General features: G+C 51.0%; 17 protein-coding genes. 12 read left to right on the top strand and 5 right to left on the bottom strand.

The features are described 5' to 3' along the window. Positions 1-19 precede the first annotated feature (19 nt). Together lptF and lptG are read left to right on the top strand one after the other, a co-directional pair. A complete protein-coding gene (gene lptF, locus HNQ57_RS00720; protein WP_184460724.1) occupies positions 20-1,132 on the top strand; it encodes an LPS export ABC transporter permease LptF in 1,113 nt (370 codons plus the stop codon). Then, the gene (lptG, locus tag HNQ57_RS00715; RefSeq protein ID WP_184460723.1) at positions 1,125-2,186 is read left to right on the top strand and encodes an LPS export ABC transporter permease LptG; all 1,062 of its coding nucleotides are present in this window, start codon (positions 1,125-1,127) and stop codon (positions 2,184-2,186) included. Before lptF ends, lptG begins: the two co-directional genes overlap by 8 nt. Here the strand turns inward: lptG and HNQ57_RS00710 are convergent. Then, positions 2,170-2,673, bottom strand: a complete 504-nt coding sequence (locus HNQ57_RS00710; protein WP_184460722.1) for an RDD family protein — start codon at positions 2,671-2,673, stop codon at positions 2,170-2,172. The genes lptG and HNQ57_RS00710 overlap by 17 nt on opposite strands. Positions 2,674-2,731: 58 nt before the next feature. Further along, the gene (locus HNQ57_RS00705; protein ID WP_184460721.1) at positions 2,732-3,220 is read right to left on the bottom strand and encodes a hypothetical protein; all 489 of its coding nucleotides are present in this window, start codon (positions 3,218-3,220) and stop codon (positions 2,732-2,734) included. A 185-nt stretch (positions 3,221-3,405) separates the two neighbouring features. Here HNQ57_RS00705 and HNQ57_RS00700 point away from each other — a divergent pair, with 185 nt between their 5' ends. Beyond that, positions 3,406-4,083, top strand: a complete 678-nt coding sequence (locus HNQ57_RS00700) for a response regulator transcription factor (RefSeq protein WP_008249367.1) — start codon at positions 3,406-3,408, stop codon at positions 4,081-4,083. Then, positions 4,070-5,458: a sensor histidine kinase gene (locus HNQ57_RS00695; RefSeq protein WP_184460720.1), complete on the top strand. Its 1,389-nt coding sequence runs from the start codon at positions 4,070-4,072 to the stop codon at positions 5,456-5,458. Before HNQ57_RS00700 ends, HNQ57_RS00695 begins: the two co-directional genes overlap by 14 nt. 15 nt (positions 5,459-5,473) lie before the next feature. Here the strand turns inward: HNQ57_RS00695 and HNQ57_RS00690 are convergent, their stop codons facing one another. Continuing rightward, the gene (locus tag HNQ57_RS00690) at positions 5,474-6,097 is read right to left on the bottom strand and encodes a hypothetical protein (protein ID WP_184460719.1); all 624 of its coding nucleotides are present in this window, start codon (positions 6,095-6,097) and stop codon (positions 5,474-5,476) included. Positions 6,098-6,218: 121 nt separating this feature from the next. On the opposite strand from HNQ57_RS00690, the gene HNQ57_RS00685 reads away from it, so the two are divergent. From HNQ57_RS00685 to HNQ57_RS00670, 4 genes are all read left to right on the top strand, one after another. Then, entirely contained in the window at positions 6,219-7,274 is a 1,056-nt protein-coding gene (locus HNQ57_RS00685) for an AraC family transcriptional regulator (protein ID WP_184460718.1), read from the top strand. A gap of 167 nt (positions 7,275-7,441) precedes the next feature. Continuing rightward, complete coding sequence (locus HNQ57_RS00680) at positions 7,442-8,641, top strand: acetyl-CoA C-acetyltransferase (protein WP_184460717.1); 1,200 nt, start codon at positions 7,442-7,444, stop codon at positions 8,639-8,641. 78 nt (positions 8,642-8,719) lie between these two features. Next, complete coding sequence (locus HNQ57_RS00675) at positions 8,720-10,882, top strand: 3-hydroxyacyl-CoA dehydrogenase NAD-binding domain-containing protein (RefSeq protein WP_184460716.1); 2,163 nt, start codon at positions 8,720-8,722, stop codon at positions 10,880-10,882. Positions 10,883-10,982: 100 nt separating this feature from the next. Next, positions 10,983-11,408 (top strand): gamma-glutamylcyclotransferase family protein, encoded by a 426-nt coding sequence (locus HNQ57_RS00670; protein ID WP_184460715.1) that lies wholly within the window; start codon positions 10,983-10,985, stop codon positions 11,406-11,408. Between the two features lie 6 nt (positions 11,409-11,414). Here HNQ57_RS00670 and HNQ57_RS00665 read toward each other — a convergent pair whose 3' ends face one another. Together HNQ57_RS00665 and rlmC are read right to left on the bottom strand one after the other, a co-directional pair. After that, a complete protein-coding gene (locus HNQ57_RS00665; protein WP_184460714.1) occupies positions 11,415-12,368 on the bottom strand; it encodes a 2Fe-2S iron-sulfur cluster-binding protein in 954 nt (317 codons plus the stop codon). A 42-nt stretch (positions 12,369-12,410) separates the two neighbouring features. Next, positions 12,411-13,541, bottom strand: coding sequence for a 23S rRNA (uracil(747)-C(5))-methyltransferase RlmC (gene rlmC, locus HNQ57_RS00660; protein ID WP_184460713.1), 1,131 nt, complete (start codon positions 13,539-13,541; stop codon positions 12,411-12,413). A gap of 160 nt (positions 13,542-13,701) precedes the next feature. Between rlmC and HNQ57_RS00655 the strand changes: the two genes are divergently transcribed. The 4 genes from HNQ57_RS00655 to HNQ57_RS00640 all read left to right on the top strand — a co-directional run bounded on the left by HNQ57_RS00655 (position 13,702) and on the right by HNQ57_RS00640 (position 17,166). Beyond that, positions 13,702-14,397: a class I SAM-dependent methyltransferase gene (locus HNQ57_RS00655; RefSeq protein ID WP_184460712.1), complete on the top strand. Its 696-nt coding sequence runs from the start codon at positions 13,702-13,704 to the stop codon at positions 14,395-14,397. An 84-nt stretch (positions 14,398-14,481) separates the two neighbouring features. After that, the gene (locus HNQ57_RS00650) at positions 14,482-14,880 is read left to right on the top strand and encodes an NINE protein (RefSeq protein WP_184460711.1); all 399 of its coding nucleotides are present in this window, start codon (positions 14,482-14,484) and stop codon (positions 14,878-14,880) included. A gap of 121 nt (positions 14,881-15,001) precedes the next feature. After that, positions 15,002-16,180, top strand: coding sequence for a glycosyltransferase (locus HNQ57_RS00645; protein WP_226968264.1), 1,179 nt, complete (start codon positions 15,002-15,004; stop codon positions 16,178-16,180). Positions 16,181-16,386: 206 nt separating this feature from the next. Beyond that, positions 16,387-17,166: an amidohydrolase family protein gene (locus HNQ57_RS00640; protein ID WP_184460709.1), complete on the top strand. Its 780-nt coding sequence runs from the start codon at positions 16,387-16,389 to the stop codon at positions 17,164-17,166. Positions 17,167-17,219: the final 53 nt, after the last annotated feature.

The raw sequence follows: 17,219 nt of genomic DNA, 5'->3' as shown, positions 1-17,219 counted from the left end.
GTGGTGGAGAGATGGCTGTTTGATATTATTTAGATACCTTGCCAGCGAAATGCTGAAGACGGTGTTTGCCGTGACGCTGACCTTGCTGGTTATTATCATGAGTGGGCGTTTTGTGAAGTACCTTGGTCAAGTAGCCTCAGGTGACTTTGCTCCCGACGTGCTTTTGTTAGTCATGCTCTACCGGTTACCGAATTTTTTAGAAGTGGTACTCCCCTTGGGGCTGTTTATCGGTATTTTGCTCTCTTACGGTCGTTTATACGTTGACAGCGAAATGACCGTAATGAGCGCCTGCGGCATGAGCCGTCGCCGTCTTTTGATTTATACCATGATACCCGCTGCATTCACCGCCGGTATCGTTGCATATATTAGTTTGATTTTGACACCCTCTGGTATTCAGGCCTATGTCGATTTACTGGCAGATAGTCAGTCTGAGATTGGCGTTAAGGCGGCGGTCGAAGGGCGCTTTCGACTCGACAAGGCAACAGGTAGGGTGACATACATCGAAAAGGCCAATCGCGATAATCAGACCATGTCCGGTGTGTTTATTGCGCAGCCAGAACCGGTGCAGGCAGGCGGCAGGCCGCTGGTGTCGCTGGTAACGGCGGCACAGGGTCGCTTCCAAGTCGACGACACCACGGCCCAGCGCTATTTGGTGCTGGATAGCGGTGTTCGCTATGTTGGTCAGTCTGGCGATATGGACTACCAGGTGACCAGCTTTAGTCGTCTCGATCAGTTGATACGTGACCCTGAAGAAAAGACCTATCGCCAAGAGTTAGACGGCAAAGACACGTCGGCGCTCTGGGGTTCACCGGCACTGGAAGATATTGCGGCAATACAATGGCGGGTTTCACTGGGCTTGCTGGTGCCTATTGCCGCGTTGATCGCGGTGTCCTTAAGTAAAACCGACCACCGCCGGGGTCGTTTTGGCAAAATGTTTCCTGCTTTTATGATTTATATGGTGTATTTGGTTTGTCTCAACGCGGTGCGTGACGCCATTGCCAAGGGCCAGTGGCCGGTTTTCCCCGGCATGTGGGCAGTGCACAGCGTATTTTTGGTCTTGGGTTTGTTATTACTTTACCGCGATAGTATGCACCGTCACTGGGTGCTGAGCTGGAGGCGTCGGCGTGCATAAACTCAACCGTTATATTGGGCGCACAGTAGCTGGGGCTATTATATTGGTGTTGCTGGTGATCGTCGGTCTTGATCTTTTGTCTGAGTTGGTAGACGGGTTAAAGGAGATTCGCGGAGATTACACGTTTATCTCGGTATTGAAATACGTCGCCATGATCTCGCCCGGGAGCTTTTATGATTACCTGCCGTTTGCCGCGCTCGTTGGTTGCTTGTCGGGTTTGGGCGCCTTGGCCAGCAGCAGTGAGTTGATCGTCATGCGCTCGGCTGGGGTGTCTACGTGGCAGCTGGTGTCTGCGGTGCTTAAACCCACTATTTTGCTGACACTATTGGGTCTGTGTGTGGCGGAGTTCGTGGCGCCAGCGTCTCAGCAAATCGCTGAAAGTCAGCGCGCAGTGGCGCTGCAAAAAACAGCGAGCATGCATTCTCGGCACGGCATGTGGCATCGCGAAGGGCAGCAATTTATGCACTTTAATGCGGTGCAGCCCAATGGCGTGTTATTTGGCGTGAGCATTTTTAGTTTTGACGACGACCGCCGTCTTGAGCAAAACACCTTTGCTGAGCGAGCCTATTTTATTGATGGTCACTGGACTCTAGAAGACGCGAAGGTCGTTAAATTCAGTGATAAAGGGGCGCAGCAGCAGCATTATAGTCAATTGGAATGGGACTCAGACTTGTCGCCTGAATTGCTGAATATCTTGGTTTTAGACCCTCAAGATTTATCGATTAGTGGCTTGTGGCGCTATGCGAGTTACTTGAAAAAGCAGGGTTTGAACGCCGGTGATTATGAATTGGCGTTTTGGAATAAACTACTTCAGCCGCTGACAATCATGGGCATGGTATTGGTGGCCATATCCTTTATTTTTGGTCCCCTGCGCAATGTTACTATGGGTTTTCGGGTCTTTGTTGGGGTAATGGTCGGCATTGTATTTCGCACCGCGCAAGATATTTTGGGGCCGTCCAGTATGGTGTATGGCTTCGACCCCATTTACGCCAGTTTGCTGCCGATTGGCGTGTGCTTTTTGGCGGGTACGTATATGCTTACTCGGCGGGCTTAGCCACGGGTTTATTTTTTTCGGCTTTGGGGAGTGAGCGCAGCCGGGTTTTAGATGCGCGGTCGTGCCAGGCTAAGCTGTCGCGATCTAGCCAAATCCACCAGTATCCAAGTCCCGCTAGGCCTAATGCAGGTACGGCAACACAAAGTCGAATTAGGCATTGCCCCCAGCTGGGTTGGCCGCCATCAACGCTTTCTAATTTAATTTTCCAGGCTTGCATGCCGAGTGTTTGGCCATTCTTTCGCCAAAACCAGCCATAAAACACAATAATGAAACTCAAGAGATAGGCGCGATATAAGCCTCCGCCAAGCGGGGAGTTAAGTTCGTGCACCACGCTATCATTGGCGGCGTCATTCGCCATTATGTCAGGGCTGAATAACAAGGCGGGGATCAAAGTCGCGACAAATAGCACCGCAAACAGCAGGAAGCAGTCATAGACAATGGCAGCGAGGCGGCGAAATACGCCTGGAGCGGGGAGTTCGGCAGTCATTCTGGGCAGTCCAAGTGAGAAACCGCGGTATTGTAGCAGAGCAGGCTTGGCTTGCCTGCTAAAAGGCCATGGCAAGACCGACTGTTAATGAGTCACTGCGCAGATGCACAATGTAATCGGTTTTGTACTGCCTGAAGCTCGGTGCGGCAATACTGCCTTCCTCGTTGGGTAGGAATCGTTGGGCGCCTCTGCTGCGCTCATGAAAGGATTTGTATAAGCGCTTAAAGCCCATCTTTACAAGGGCATGAATGGCATCGCTGCCCTGTTTGGCGTTGTCTTGATCCATCCACACCTGATTAAATCGCGCTTGATTAGCATTAAATGCCTGGAAATTGCCCGTATCGTTGTTGCGTTCGACACAAAAGCTGAGGGTAGGTTGGTATCCGAGTTTCTGATTGTGGGGAAGTGTTATATCATTTGGCGTCGGCACGCCCCAGTGCTGAGATAGGCAATTACCAGAACTTACGGCAAGTGTAATCAGGGCAAGCTGTTTGCACCGAGCTAAGTGATATTTAATCGTCTGGCAGCCATTTTTTATATTATTCATTGCTGTTAGTCTCCATTGCCAGTTCTGTAACTGTTGGAAATAAGCTTACTCGCCCGCATACTGTGGGTGAATAAGTAGATCTACCTTGCTGCCTGCGGTCTTGTCGCAAGAGGCGCAGGTGCTAGCCTAGGGTTGGGGCTTAACTGGTACAGATAAATAATAAAATCGGAAGGGAAATAAGCTAGATGCGGGTTTTATTGATAGAAGATGACGCCAGTGTGGCAGAGTACATAGTGAAGGGCCTGCGCGAGAGCGGCTATCAGGTTGAGCACGCCGCCGATGGTAAAACCGGCTTAGTTCAGGCGACCACCGAGCAGTACGACGCGCTGATTGTCGACCGAATGCTGCCCTATGTTGATGGCCTAACCATTATTCAGACATTGCGCGCTGCCAATGACAGTACCCCAGCGTTAATATTAAGTGCCCTCGGTGAGGTAGACGACCGAGTTAAAGGCCTCAAAGCAGGCGGGGACGACTATTTGGTCAAGCCCTTTGCTTTCGCTGAATTATTGGCCCGCATTGAAGTTATGCTGCGGCGGCAAGAAGCTGGGTCGGCGGTAACGCGGCTTAAAGTTGCCGACTTAGAAATGGACTTGTTGGCGCATAAGGTCTCCCGCGCTGGGCAGGCCTTTAATTTGCAGCCTCGGGAATACAAATTGCTTGAGTATTTAATGCGCCATGCCGGTCAGGTTGTGACGCGCACTATGCTCCTAGAAAACGTATGGGACTACCATTTTGATCCCCAAACCAATGTCATTGATGTTCATATCAGCCGCCTGCGTCAGAAAATTGATAAGGGTTTTGATAAGCCTCTGTTGAATACCGTGCGCGGTGCTGGGTATATGTTGGATGATTCTCAGTAAAATATTTACCAGCTTCACCTTTCGGTTTTTGGTCAGCTATGTAGCGTGGCTGAGTCTGGCCGTTTTTATGGTTTTGGCGCTTATCTACGCCTTTATTGCCTACGACTTTTTTGCCGAAGTCCATCACTCGGTTACCGAGGAACTCGGCTCTCTAAGTCAGGCTTATCAAGAAGGTGGTGAGCCGGCGGTTGAAAACTTTGTCAAAATACACAGCGGCCCCGACCGTTTGATTCGGTTTTTTTATTTTGTTGGCGATGAACATCTCAATAAAATTGCGGGTAACCTCGATCAGTGGCCCGACAGTGAGGAATACCGAGACGGTTGGCTGGGCTTCAACTTTGAATCCATGCTCGATAATGCCGACTCAGTGGGCACCGAGTTTATTGCCAGATCAAAGCAACTGCCCGGCGGTGAGCATGTGCTGGTGGCGAGGCACTATGCCGATGTGCTGAACAGTACCAAGCTGGTTGCCGGCGCATTGACCCGCAGTATGGTCGCTACGATTTTGCTCGGTACCATTGGTGGCACCATTGTCGCCGCACTGAGTTTACAACGGATTGACCGCATCAATATTACCCTGCGTCGTATTATGACCGGTGACCTCACCGAGCGGATCGATATTAATAGTAGTACTGGTGATTTTCTGCGTTTGTCGGAAAACGTCAATCAGATGCTGGATCGAATCGAGGCATTAATGACCGGGGTCCGACAGGTGTCAGACAATATCGCCCACGATTTACGCACGCCGCTTACACGCTTGCGAAATAAATTAAGTAGCTTGCAAGAGAACTGCGCAGACCCCGGTAATCGCGAGGAAGTTGAAGCGCTGATTGAGGAAGCTGACGGCTTGCTGGGAACCTTTAGTGCCTTGTTGCGCATTGCGCAAGTGGAATCGGGTAATCGGCGCTCGGGCTTTGCTAGTGTTGATTTGTGTACGCTGGTGTCGGATGTTATCGAATTATATGAGCCATTGTCGGCAGAGAAAAATCAGGTATTTCATACTGGTTTAGCGAAGGTTGGCAGTTTTCACGGTGATCGCAATTTATTGTTCCAAGCGGTGGCAAACTTGGTGGATAACGCCATTAAATATACCCCTGAAGGCGGCAAGGTACAGGTCAATTTAGCTGTCGAGAAAAATGTCCTGCGTATCGAAGTTGCCGACAGCGGTATAGGTATTCCCGAGGAAGACCGTGAAAAAGTATTTCAGCGCTTTTTCCGTGTTGAACACAGTCGCAGTCGGCACCCGGGCAATGGCCTGGGCCTCAGCTTAGTGCAAGCGGTGGTGAAGCTGCACGACGGTTATATAGACCTGAAAGATAATAAACCGGGGCTGCGGATTGTCCTGCGTTTCCCTCGGCCAGAGCAGCTTAGTTAAACGTTGCTAAGCGAGTTACTTTAGCTTTAGGTGACTGGTATCGGGTACTTTATGCGCTACGTTGGGCTTGTCGGGCAGTAATTGCGTACCGGCTTCACTGAGACTGAGGTCGGCAGTTAGGGCATCGAGGTCAATTTCAAGTTCAGGTGGTTTGGGGGGCAGAAGATCGTCACCGGTCGCGCCTAGGCTGAGGTGCTCTGTGTCTGGCAGCGGCAGTGGGGGTGTCTCGTGTTGATCTCTCAGGTTTTCGCCGCTTTGCGCCAGACTTAAGTGGCTGGTGTCGGGGGCTGAGTCAGTACTCGTAGGACGTTCGTTATCGCGTAAGACTGGGGTGCCCTCGGGGCTTAAACTCAAGTTAGAGTCGGGTTTAGCCGCCGGTATTGGGCTTGTTGCTAGGCCTTCTGCATTGCAGGGCTTAGCAACAGCGATGAGCCCTATTTTGGCAAAGACTTGCTGGTAGCGTTTAATTTCGTTGGCGTCGAGGTCTTTTCGAATGCGATTGGGCTTGCCCGCGAGTAGTTTTTCGACCTGGTCGATAGGACGTTTAAACAAGCTTGCCAACTGCTTTAATGCGATATCACGTGGGTGGCCCGGTGCGAGTTCACCGGTGAGAATGAGATCAAAACGCTGTGCAGTCATGGGGCGGATTACCTAGGCAATTTCCGATTGTGGTGCGGTTTTATTCAACTTAGCAGAGATTATACTGGGGTGTTACAGTGAATGCGGCTTTTTTTGGCAATCAGGGTAAAGGCGTTAAATAATGGATCTTGAGGCAGTGCCAACGCGCTTTGCTTGTTCGCTACTGAATTTAGCGGCTGAGCGCGGCTACGAACACCATAGTATCCTTAATATTGCCGGTATTGCCTTCAACCCGCTAAACAAGCGTTCGCCAGGGTATCAGGCGACGATTTCCGCTATGCAATACAGCAAGCTCTATCAGCAAGTAATGAGTTTGGTGCAAGACGAAGCCTTTGGCTTAGTGCTGGGTAAAAACCTGACCGCTGGCGCCTTCCGAATGATGTGTTACTGCCTGATAAGCTGCGAAAATTTGGGTAACGCTATTAAGCGCGCCTGCGAATTTTTTCGCACTTTTTATGATGCAGATGCGCAAATTTACCTTGATACCCGTAAAGACAGTGCCATTGTGGGCTACGGCAGTGTTAAAAAAGGTTTTGCCGGTTTGCCGGTGGATGTCGCTGATATTTACGGCTTATCGATCTGGCACCGCTTTTTCTGCTGGTTAGTGGGCAGTAATATCGAGTTAAAAGAGGTGCGCTTTGCCGGTCAGGCGCCGGTCGGTAAAGCCAGAGTATCGAAATATCAGCAACTATTTGGCTGTCCGGTTTACTACGGGCAGTTACGAGATGAATTTGTCTTTGATACGCGTTATTTGAGTTACCCCTTAGTACACAATGAACGCACGCTGAAAGACTTTTTGCGGGCGGCGCCGTATCCACTGATGGTAATGAGTGGGAGTCGTGACGATGGCAGTTTAGTGGCGCGCGTACGGGCCATGATTGGCCATGATTTTTCCCAGGGCTTTCCAAGTTTTGAGCGTATTACGGCGGCACTTAATATGTCAGCGCCGACGCTGCGCCGACGCTTGAAGAAGGAGGGCACCACCTTCCAGCAACTAAAGGATGAGTGTCGCCGCGATGCTGCGATGGCTTATCTCGGTAACTCTGAACTCTCCATTAACGCTGTAGCGGCCCTAATGGGCTTTACTGATCCCTCCGCATTTCATCGCTGTTTTAAAAAGTGGACAGCGATGACCCCTGGTGAATACCGCGTAAATGAGCGTGAGAGCCATAGTTAGTTTATAGTCTATAACTTATAACGAATTGATATTTAAGTGGTTTTATAATATCTGTCAGTACTTTGACCGAAAATGTCATTGTCTCTAGCTGAGTGCCCAGTACATTGTGGCCACCGTGTGCACAGCAGTGTCACCGTGAATTCACTCTCAGTTCGGTAGGACAAACCATGGCAGAAGCATTTATTTATGATGCGATTCGTACCCCTCGCGGCAAAGGCAAGCGCGGCGGCGCACTTTATGAAGTAAAACCCATTGATCTGGTGACCAACCTGCTCGAAGCCCTCAAGTCTCGCCATGACCTCGACACCAGCAAGGTCGAAGACTTGATCTTGGCTTGTGGTGAACCCGTAAAAGAACAGGGCCAGAATATTGCCAAAGCGGCGTTGGTTTACTCAAGCTGGGACGACAGCACCACCGGCGCGCAATTACACCGTTACTGTGCGGGTGGTTTAGATGCAGTGAACATCGCGGCTGCCAAAGTCGCTGCTGGCTACGAAGATTTAGTTGCGGCGGGCGGGGTCGAGTCTATGTCTCGTCTGGGTATTGGCGCTAGCGGTGGCGCTACTGGCGACCCGTGGGTGGCCATGAAAAGTTATTTTATTTCCCAGGGCCTAGGCGCCGATATGATCGCCACCATGGACGGCTTTAGCCGTGAAGACGTTGACCGCTATGCAGTGATGTCTCAGCAGCGCGCTGCCCATGCTCGCGAGCAGGGTTATTTTAAATCGATTGTCCCAGTAAAAGATTTTAACGGCGTAACGATTCTCGACCACGATGAGTTTATTCGGGCCGATACCTCAATGGCGGCACTGGCCAAACTCAAGCCCGCGTTCCAGATGTTTAATGACTATGGTCACGGCGGTGTCGCAAGGCTTAAATACCCGCAGTTGGAAAACATCGAGTGCGTGCATACGCCTGGAAATTCGTCGGGGATTGTCGACGGTGCGGGCTTGGTTCTCGTGGGCAGTGAACGCGCAGGCAAGGAACAAAATCTCCAGCCCCGCGCCCGTATTCTCAGTTGTGCGCTGGTGGGCACTGAGCCCACGTTAATGTTAAACGGCCCTGCGCCGGCAACCCAGAAGGCGCTGCAAAAAGCCGGACTCACCGTTGATGATATTGATCTGTTTGAGTTAAACGAGGCTTTTGCCTCGGTGGTGCTCCGCTATCAGCGTGTACTGGGTATTCCCGACGAGAAAATCAATGTGAATGGCGGTGCTATCGCGATGGGTCACCCAATTGGCGCAACGGGCGCGATGATTCTTGGCACGCTACTTGATGAGCTTGAACGCCGCAACCTTAAGCGCGGCGTGGTTACCCTTTGTGCCGGTGGCGGGATTGGTATCGCAACTATCATTGAGCGCGTGTAAAGCGCGCTGACCATAGTATTTGCAAGGCTGCTAGCACGATAGCGCTGGCAGTCCTTCACGGGAAAAGAGATTAAGTTAATGGGATATATTCGTTTAGAAAAAGACAGTGACGGCATTGTTGAGCTGATTTTCGATCAGCCGGGCAAGTCGGTTAACACCATGGGCCGGGACTACGATGAAGCGATGCGCGCGGCGGTGACAGAATTGCAGGCCATGGTTGAAGCGGGCGGTGTAAAGGGTGTTTATGTACGCAGTGGCAAGCCCGGCCAATTTTTTGCTGGTGGCGATATTAAAGAAATGCTGGAGATGGACTTAAAGCCCAGCGAAGCTAAAAAAACTGAAATGTACGACGGCGTAATGGCTACGAAAGCGCCACTGCGGACGCTGGAAACCCTTGGGGTTCCTGTTGCCGTTGGTCTGAATGGGCCAGCTTTGGGTGGTGGTTTTGAGATTGCGCTAGCCTGTCACCATCGCGTGGCAATGAATGGCGTGCAAGTTGGTTTGCCCGAAGCCATGATCGGCTTAATGCCGGGTGCGGGTGGCGTAGTGCGTATGACCTACTTACTGGGTATGCAAGAAGCGATTGGTCTTATCAGCCAGGGTAAACGTCTAAAAGCGGCTCAAGCACTTGAAAAAGGCTTGCTCCACGAATTGGCGAGTGACGAAGCCGATATGCACGCTAAAGCTAAAGCGTGGATCAAGGCTAACCCAGATGCAAAGCAGGTCTGGGATCAAGACGCTTATCAGATTCCTGGCGGCGGCCCAGATGAGCCCGCGAACCAGGGCCTCACTTTCTTCGGCCCTGCCAATGTCATGGTGCAGACTAAGAATTTAATGCCCGCGCAGAACGCGATTTTTGCCTGTGTGGTGGATTCCGCCAGAGTCGATTTTGACACGGCGCAAAAGATTGAAGGCCGCTACTTTTTAAGTCTACTTTTGGATCAAACCGCCCGTAATATGATGACGGCGTTTTTTGTGCAGATGGAAGCATTGAACAAGGGCGCCAGTCGGCCGCCCGTTGCTGAGCGCTTTACATGTAAAAAGCTCGGTATTATTGGTGCCGGCCAAATGGGCGCGGGTATAGCGACTATCGCTGCGCAAAAAGGAATTAGTGTTGTACTGAAAGACATTAGCCAAGAAAATGCAGATCGCGGCAAAAGTTACGCCGACGCCTTTTTCACTAAAGGCATTGCGAAAGGTAAGGTCACTGAAAACAAAAAGGCCGAGTGTATGGCGCTCATTAAGGCCAGTGCCGATTACGCCGACCTCAGCGACTGCGATTTGATTATTGAAGCGGTATTTGAAGATCGCAAAGTAAAAGCGGCAGTGACGAAAGATACCGAAGCGGTGATTAAATCCAGCAGTGTGTTTGCGACTAACACCTCGGCTTTACCGATTAGTGAACTCGCGGCGGCCAGTACGCGGCCTGCGAACTTTATTGGCATGCATTTCTTTTCTCCGGCAGAGAAAATGCCGCTGGTAGAAATTATTCGCGGTAAGCTCACCTCGGATGAAGCACTGGCCAAGGCCTTTGATTTGGCGCAGCAGCTGGGTAAAACTCCGATTGTGGTAAACGACGCGGCAGGCTTCTTCACTACCCGTGTTATCGGTACGACCATCTCTCAGGGCGGTATCATGCTGGAGGAGGGGATTAATCCAGTATTAATTGAGTCGGCGGCCCGTGACAATGGCTCACCAATTGGGCCACTGGGCGCAATAGACGAAATTAGTCAGGAAACCGCATACAAGAACGGTAAACAAGCAAAAGCCGATGTTGAGGCCCAGGGTAAAGTTTGGGAAGACAACGCGGTGTCACGGGTGTTGGATCGAATGGTTAATGAGTTTGGTCGGCGCGGCAAGGTGCATGGCGGTGGTTATTACGCTTACCCTGAGGGCGGTCAAAAACACTTGTGGCCCGGCTTGAAAGACGCGTTTGCGCCAAATGGCTATAAAGAAATCCCCTACCAGGATATCAAGGACCGTCTTACTTTTTGCCAGTCGCTAGAAGCGGTGCGGGCAATGGAAGAGGGCGTTATTGAGAATGTCGGTGACGGCAATATCGGCTCAATAATGGGGATTGGTTTTCCCGCGCAAACCGGTGGTGCGTTCCAGGCGATTAATGCTTATGGACTGCGCGAGTTTGTAGCACGGGCGCAAGAGTTGGAGGCGAAATACGGCAGTGATTTTGCTGTTCCCAAACTGCTAATAGACCGTGCTAACGACAACAAGCTTTTCCTATAAGCACACTAAGATGCCCCATTAATCCGAATTGTTATTGGTTTTGATGGGGCTTTTGCTTAAGATTTGTTTGGCATACTGCTAAATTAAATTCGAGGCGACCATGGCAAATGTTTTCACCTACGGAAGTTTGATGTGCGCCGATATTATGGCGACAGTAAGTGGTGTGAGCGCATTGTCAGAGTCGGCGCTACTGCGGAATTACCGCCGCTACGCGGTGCTGGATGAAGACTATCCAGCGCTGATTGCTGAGGCTGGGGCGGAAACTCATGGCCTGCTTTATCGCAATATCTCCGATGAGGGGCTGCGTCGTTTAGATGTATTCGAAGGGGATTACTATCAGCGTTGCGAGCTTGTTGTAGCGCTGCTGGATGGATGCCAAGTTAGCGCACAAACCTATGTCTTTCGAGCAGACTACCGACATTTAATAGCAGATTGGCCGTGGAGTTTTGAGCATTTCCTAAATGTAGGGAAATCAAATTTTGAGAATGCCTATCTCGGCTTCCAACAATTGCCGAGTCAAGGATGAAGGCCCTTAGCTTGCCGCGTTAAAATTGATAAATTCCTCGCAAATGATATCCCGCCCCGTCGCACCCTGCATAAAGCATTGTTTTTTTGCTTGGCCTACAAAGTCATTGCCGCCGCAAATATAAACTCGGCTGCCGCGCAGCGCAGTAAAATTTTCCTGTAATTGTTGCTGCCAAGTCTCATTTAGCGGGCCATCGGCACTGGCGAGTGAATAACTGAACTGAGAATGGTCTGCCTGCAGCTTTTGTAAGGCATCGAGCATGTAGTAATCGCTGGCTTGCCTTACGGTAAACAGTAAGTGAATTGTGCTTTGGTGGTTGTGATTTAATGCATCTCTAGCGACGCCCAATAAGGGTGCGAGTCCGGTGCCTGCGGCAATCAATAATAAGCTGTGCTGGCTTTGCTTGTTGTCGTATACACATTCGCCGTAGGGGCCTTGAATCAAAAGTTCGTCACCTATCTCGGTATTCAATAACTGCGGGCTCACTGCCCCACTTGGATATATTCGGATATGGAGTTCAATGAAATCGTCGAGGCTGGCAACACTGGCAATAGAGTAGCAGCGAGCGGTGTTGTCGTTTAGCCACAGGGTGATATATTGCCCTGCCCGCCAGCGCAGACGGCAGTGCAGACGAAGGCGCAGTATTTTTGGATTTAGCTGCATTTTTTCGGCAATGGTTGCTAAGTGCTTTTCGCCGCTTAAATCAGGGAGTTGAAGCGCCATGTCCTGTTCGGGCTCGCAGCGACAACTTAAAAAATACCCTTGCTGGATACGCTGATTACTGAGGCCGTGCTGGCAGTCGTCGGGAATTTGGTCTGGTTTCGCAATTAAAATGCAGGCCTGACAGGCGCCAGCACGGCAGCCGTGGGGGATGCTTATCTTGTTCCTAAGCAGAGTGTCCAAGACATTTTCGTCGTCCTGAACGCGATATTCTTGCCCGTTAAAGGTGAGGGTGCTCATATTCAATAAATGAATCCAAATTGCGATTTAATAAAGGGCTGTTCAAATGCGGTGCAAGAGCAGCAATACCTCATAGTGGGCGGTATGGGGGAACATATCAAATAGTTGCACACGGTCAATACGATAGCCTTCAAGCGCGCTTAGGTCGGCGGCCAGAGTGGCGGCATTACAGCTGGAATAGAGCAGATAATCTGGTGCAAGTTGCTTGATCTGCGTACAGAGCTCAGTGCCTAAGCCCCGGCGAGGAGGGTTGGCAATGATGAGCTGGGGCGCCCCTCCGTCGCTGCTACTGGCGAATGCCGTGGAATCTAAGGCTTGAAAGCGGACTTGGGCACCGCGCCCCAGTTCGTTAGCACTGCGCTGGGCGCAGGCGATGGCCTCGGCTTCTATCTCGATACCGACCAATTGGCGCTCTGGCGTTAAACAGTGCAGGCCAAAGCCGCCGGAGCCGCAAAACAGGTCCCAGTAGGTACTTATTTCTAGATTGGCCGTCCACTGCGCAGCGGTGGCGTATAGCTTCGCCGCCATGTCGAGATTGGTTTGGAAAAAGCCCTTGGGCCGCTGGTAAAGATTTAGGCCGTTAAGCTGGTGGCGTAGCCAGTTGTCGCCACTCAGAATATGCTCTTCGGGCCCTTCGATGATGGCCATGGCCACTGGCTGGATATTTGCTGACACTGAGCTGATTTCAGAATGCTGTGCCAGAAAGTCTGGGAGTGCCAGCTTAATGTCCGCGATTGGGGCGGTGCTGCGCAAAACCAAGCGCAACATGTATTGGCCCTCGTCATTGCGGTTGAGCAGTAAATACTTGAGCTCTCCCTGACGGCTTTTAATGCTGTAGGGTGCAATTGCGAGGTGGCCAAGCCAGCGCTCTAAATCGCCCAGTAGTGTTTGCATATCGTCTGGGTATAGTGGGCATTCACAGAGGCTAATAGCCTGATTACGATGGTTGATAATGCCAAGTTTTGGCGCTGCGGCGTGACCGAGTACCACCATTTTAGCCTTGTCGCGAAAGCCTGATAGTTCAGCGCTTACCGAAGCCAATAGGGGGGGCGGTGCAAAAGGCGCCAGCAGCGCCTCAAGCTGACGCTCTTTGTTTTGCAGTTGCTGGTGGTAGGGCTGATCTAGCCAGCTACAAGAGCGACATTGATTTGATTCAAAAAATGGGCAGTGCATCGCTGGACTCAAAAATACATTAAGGGGCGTTTATAGGCTGTCAAGCTTGCCACCACAAACTATTTAGGGCAATTTAAATTGCGTTACGAGAATCTCGCTAACAACGCTTAGGGAGGGCTTGCGGGACTACTTTAGCTCGTCAGTTTGGGGTGCTTTGGACATGGACGACCAAAATAAAGAAGCGGCAATTTTATCGTCTTGGCATAAAAATGTTGATGCTTGGACCGACGCAGTTCGCAAAGCAGAAATTGGCAGCCGGGTGGCGATAACCGACGCGGCAATTGTTAATGCGGTGGTGGCACAAGACCCTAAAACGGTGCTCGATGTAGGCTGCGGCGAAGGCTGGCTGGTACGTGCTTTAGCAGGATTGGGCTTGGCGGCGGAGGGCATAGATGGGGTTGCCGGGCTCATTAACCGAGCCGCGGAGCTGGGTGGGACGTTTTCGGAGTTGTCCTATCAAGACTTTGCGCATGGTGCTTGGCAAACGCGCGTAGATTGCGTGGTCTGCAATTTCTCTTTGCTAGGGTATTACGTCGTTGCCGATGTCTTATCGGCGATTCCCCCTGCGTTAAATAGTCATGGTTGTTGCGTCATTCAAACCTTGCATCCGGCTTTTAACGGCGCGCCCTATTGCGACGGCTGGCGGGAGGGCAACTGGCAAGGTTTTAGCGATGATTTCTGTGACCCTGCGCCTTGGTATTTCCGAACATTAAACAGTTGGCTAGAGCTGATTAGCGCGAGCGGCTTTACGCTGAGGCAACTCATTGAACCCTTAAATCCACAGACTGGCTTGCCAGCGTCGATAATTTTTGTCTTGAGCCCCGAGTCGAAAAGTCGGGGTCGCAGTAAGAGCTAAGTCTGCGGTTTTATGTTTTGGGGTTTAGCCAGCGGATGTAATCCACTACACTCGAAGGCTAAATTAATAGAGGGTTGTTACGTAATGGATAATACCCACAGCAAAGCGGTCGGCTATGTTTTGTGGATTTTCGGCTTTATGGGTGCGCACCGTTTTTACTATGGGCGCCCGATCAGTGCGACGATTTACTTTTTTACCCTTGGTCTGTTTTTAGTTGGCTGGATTATCGACCTGTTTTTAATTCCAAGCATGGATCGGGACGCCGATCAGCAGTATCGAAGCGGCACGACTAGCTACACCTTGGCGTGGATATTACTGACTTTTTTGGGTGTCTTTGGCTTGCACCGCTTTTATTTGGGCAAGTGGCTGACTGGCGTTGTGTATTTGCTCACCGGTGGTATTTTTTTGCTAGGTATTATCTATGATTACTGGACGCTGAATCAGCAAATAAACGAGAAAAATTTAAGCTTGTTTTCGCGCTAAGCCTATCGGGCGGTGCTCAAGTATTCCGGTAGTATAATTTTTCTGTGAGTGGATGGCTTTGCGCGTTTTAATTATTGGTTACGTCTGGCCTGAGCCAAATTCATCGGCCGCGGGGCGGCGAATGTTGTCATTGATATCTGCATTGCAGAGCAATGGCGGTGATGTTTATTTTGTCAGCGCCGCCGTGAAGGGTGATCATAGCGTCGATTTGCCTGCACTCGGTGTTTGTGCGCGGGCTGCTGCCCTTAATTGCGATAGTTTTGACGCCTACATTGCGGAATTGCGGCCAGACCTCGTTATTTTTGATCGATTTCTGATGGAAGAACAGTTTGGCTGGCGAGTAGATCGGGCTTGCCCTGAGGCCGTTCGCATTTTAGACAGCGAAGATTTGCACTGCCTTCGGCAGGCCCGCCATCAGGCACTGAAGCAAAACCGCTCGCTGAGTCGACAAGATTTAATCAGTGAGTTGGCGCTGCGCGAAATCGCGGCGATTTGGCGCTGCGATCTCACCCTAGTGATTTCTGAATTTGAAATGGCGCTATTACAAAATACCTATGGTGTGCCCGCCGATTTGCTCCATTATCTGCCGCTGCTAAGTGATTTCAATGCCGAGCAAGCAGCGCAGTGGCTGCCCTATGAGGCGCGTCAGCACTGTGTGGTGGTGGGGAATTTTCGTCACGCGCCAAACTGGGACGCGGTGCAATATTTACGCAGTGAAATATGGCCCTTGATTCGTCGTCAATTGCCTAGGGTTGAATGTCATATTTATGGCGCCTACCCGCCGCCCAAAGCCTTGCAGCTGCACAGTGAAAAATTGGGGTTTCTCGTTAAGGGCTGGGCGGACGATGCCGATGCCGTAGTGAAAAAAGCGCGGCTTTGCTTGGCACCGCTGCGTTTTGGCGCCGGTCAAAAGGGGAAACTCGTGGCGGCGATGGAGTGCGGTACCCCATCGGTAACGACGACGGTGGGGGCGGAGGGCATGCACGGCGATTTGGCCTGGAGTGGCAGTGTTATTGCGGATTCTGAGCAATTGACCACCAATTTTGCTGCCGAAGCTGCTGCTTTATACCAAGACCCCGACCGTTGGGCGACGGCGCAGCAACAGGGCAGCACGCTCTTGTTAACGCGTTTTCAGGCCAGGGATTACCTTCCGCAATTTACCCGCTGCGTGGCTGATTTACGCCAAGATGTTACTGGCCATCGCCAGAAACACTTTAATGGTCTAATGCTTCGCCACCACACGATTAAAAGCCATCAATACATGTCTCAATGGATTGCGGCTAAAAATAAAGACACGTAACAGCCTGTTTGCCTAGTGGGTTCTGGCGACCGGACGTAAAATTACTCGCGTCAGCCACCATGCTCTGGGCTGTGGCAAATCTCTTGTGTGTCATAGTGCTGTTTTCAGCGTTGCATTTGCGCGGTAAATCTGCGAGTGTTGAGAAGATCGACACTGGTCGGCCAGCTTAAACAATAAGAATACAAACATTACGCGGGCAAATCATTATGGCTGGCGGAGGTGAGAGCGGTATGCAGCACATGATTTTTGATGCCCATCTGCACATTATTGATCCGGCATTTCCCTTGGTCAGTAACGACGGCTTTTTACCCGATGCATTTACCGTAGACGACTACGTTGGACAGACTGCAAGTCTTGGTGTCGGCGGTGGCGCGGTAGTATCTGCATCATTTCAGTCCTTTGACCAAAGTTATTTAATCACGGCGCTGGCGGCATTGGGGCCAACCTTTGTAGGGGTCACCCAAGTGCCCTGCACGATCAGCGACGATGATTTATTATTACTCGCTAATCAGGGGATTCGCGCAGTTCGCTTTAATTTGCGGCGCGGCGGTTCCGAATCCTCAGAGCACCTTATTGATTTTGCCCACCGTATTTACGATCTGTTGGGCTGGCATATTGAAATCTACGCCGATTGTAAAACCTTGGCGGACCTCTGTGGCGAACTCTGTCGCTTGCCCGCAGTCAGCATTGATCACTTGGGCCTTTCTAAGGAAGGTTTGCCAATTCTATATCAGTTGGCTGAAAGTGGTGCTCGAGTGAAGGCAACGGGGTTTGGGCGGGTTGATTTTGCGGTCAGTCAGGCCATTCGCCGCTTATTTGATATTAACCCCGATGCCTTGATGTTTGGCACCGATTTGCCGTCTACTCGCTCACCTCGTGCCTTTAATCCGGTGGATATTGAAATTATTGGCAATGCCCTAGGGGACTCCGCAACAAAAAAAGTATTGTGGGATAATGCCGCCGCTTTTTACCGCCTTGGGGTCTAGGCCCCTGCCATTCTATTTGACCCTTGCCACTGCATTTATTAAAGTGCCTCACC

The sequence above is a fragment of the Zhongshania antarctica genome, from assembly GCF_014202945.1.
GTDB lineage: Bacteria > Pseudomonadota > Gammaproteobacteria > Pseudomonadales > Spongiibacteraceae > Spongiibacter > Spongiibacter antarcticus.
This window is presented reverse-complemented; position numbering and strand designations above follow the sequence as displayed.